Genomic DNA, 2,066 nt, shown 5'->3' on the forward strand with positions numbered 1-2,066 from the left:
TAAGGTCGTCGCAGACCTTTGTGGCTAATTGATAGTAGTCATGGATTCCCATTACATAAACGTTGTAGCGGCAAATCGCCTGATATTCAGTACGCTTGCCTTGTGACGGGAACTCAATGTCGTAAATCAGCCGTTTTAAGTTTGGTTTTATTTTCACGATAGATTTCTCTCTGATATGGCTCTCCACTACATATTTGGTGCGTCCGTCGCTCCGTTTCCCACGGGGGATAACCTTTAGCTTGAAACCGAGAAACTCTGAATACTGCTCTTTCAGGTTAATCACCTTCGATTTTTCAGGGCTGATTTCAAGAGCGAGCCTTTCATGGAGCCAGCTTTTGGTTGCGTGGAATAGCTTCACTGCATTTTGATAGCTGTTTGTAAATATCTTAAAATCATCAGCATATCGGACGCAGGTAACTTCTTTCAGTTTTGTCCTCCGCAGTGCGGAAAACTTATGGCTTTTACTCACGCTTCCATTCGGATTGACTGTTTCCTTATACGGGAACTCTGTCGGTATTTCTTCCCATTGACTCGCAAGCCACCAATCTAATTCATTCAGAACTACATTGGAGAGCAGGGGCGAGATAATACCGCCCTGCGGCGTCCCGACTTCTGGGAATCCAATCCCGGCCACCTCCGCTTTTAACATAGCGGATAGGATACAGAGCAGCTTTTTGTCATGGATTCCCATTGTCCAGAGCTGTTTCAGCAGTTTTCCGTGGTTCACGTTGTCGAAGAACCCCTTGATGTCTATATCTACGACATAGTGGAGATTGCTTCTCTGCATATCCTTATGAACCTGAGCGATTGCGTGCTGTTGGTTCCTGTTAGGGCGGAATCCATAGCTATGGTCGTGGAATTTAGCCTCACATATCGGCTCCATGACCTGCAATACGCACTGTTGTATCAGCCTGTCCATAATTGTCGGTATTCCAAGCGGGCGTTTCTTTGTTGGGTCATTTCCTTTCGGAATCTCTACCCGCCGGACACTTTGCGGAACGTACCAGTCTAACTTGTGCTGTACGGAAGAAATTAGCTGTTCATCAGAGAGTGTTGCTAATTCTGTAATTGTTTTTCCATCTGTGCCGGGTGTCATGCTCCCATGGTTTTTCTTGATGTTGCGGTATGCCAGCCGTATATTTTCGGGCAATGCAATGATTTCAACCAGATGTTTGAAAACTTTACCCTTACTGCTGTCGGCGTACAGCTTATCTTGAATTTCCTGAAAGTCATAATACTCGGCGTGCCTTAACTTATCTTTCTTTTGTGCCTTTCCTGTTGCCATAGTCGGTTACTTGTCCTCATTTTCGTTTGGATTTTCGCCTTTCTTAGTCCTACTCGAACCTATGCGTGTTTATTGATTATGATTTTATTTCTGTTCCTGACTACAGCCCGTCCCTCCACCGCTTACTTTGTTCACGGCTTCACAGGTAGCATGGCTGCTCTTTCCTCCCGGATTAAGAACGGTTATACCGCACCTCCCATAAGGGCGACACGATTTTCCCGTTCAGTGCTTCATCGTGCGTATCCACTCCACATCCGGGGCTTTCCACGTTCCGATATTCCTATCTGTGCATAATACCCTTAACCCTGCCCTTTAGGCCTGTATGCTTGATGATGCCTGTAACACCATAGGGAATTTCATATCGACAAATCTTACTTTCCCCCACATACGCCGTTTTCACGGCTATGGCATTTCTACCATATCCCGTTATAGACCTGTACATTCGGGCTTTTGTCAGCGGTAGTCAGCCGCATTCTGGACATAGGTACTTTATAGACCTCCGGCCTAACACCCCCGGCCACCTCTGGCTCGGTTTTGCTTTATCCCCAAAAGGGACAGTCGCAGGTGCAGACAGCCGACTTCAGCGTGCTGTGTCAGTTGTGGGAAATACGTCCCGTTTCTTCCAACGCAGTATCAAGGGAAGCGTTTCAGGGCGTTACCCCGTCATTCCACTTCTCGGAATATCAGTTAGAAAGGCTGTTGCCTTTCCGTCACTTTTACCTCTTTGCAGGAAAATCCTACGCAAAGTTTATATGCGACAACGTGTCGCTGCACTGTCAAA

Annotated in this window: 1 protein-coding gene; it reads right to left on the reverse strand. The window is 46.6% G+C overall.

Annotated features, from left to right (window positions below):
- Positions 1 to 1,285: group II intron reverse transcriptase/maturase (ltrA, locus tag NFS31_RS26535; RefSeq protein WP_251502042.1), on the reverse strand; the 1,285-nt coding region annotated here is incomplete at its 3' end.
- Positions 1,286 to 2,066: the final 781 nt, after the last annotated feature.

Origin of the sequence: Otoolea muris (assembly GCF_943193115.1) — a bacterium.
GTDB lineage: Bacteria > Bacillota > Clostridia > Lachnospirales > Lachnospiraceae > Otoolea > Otoolea muris.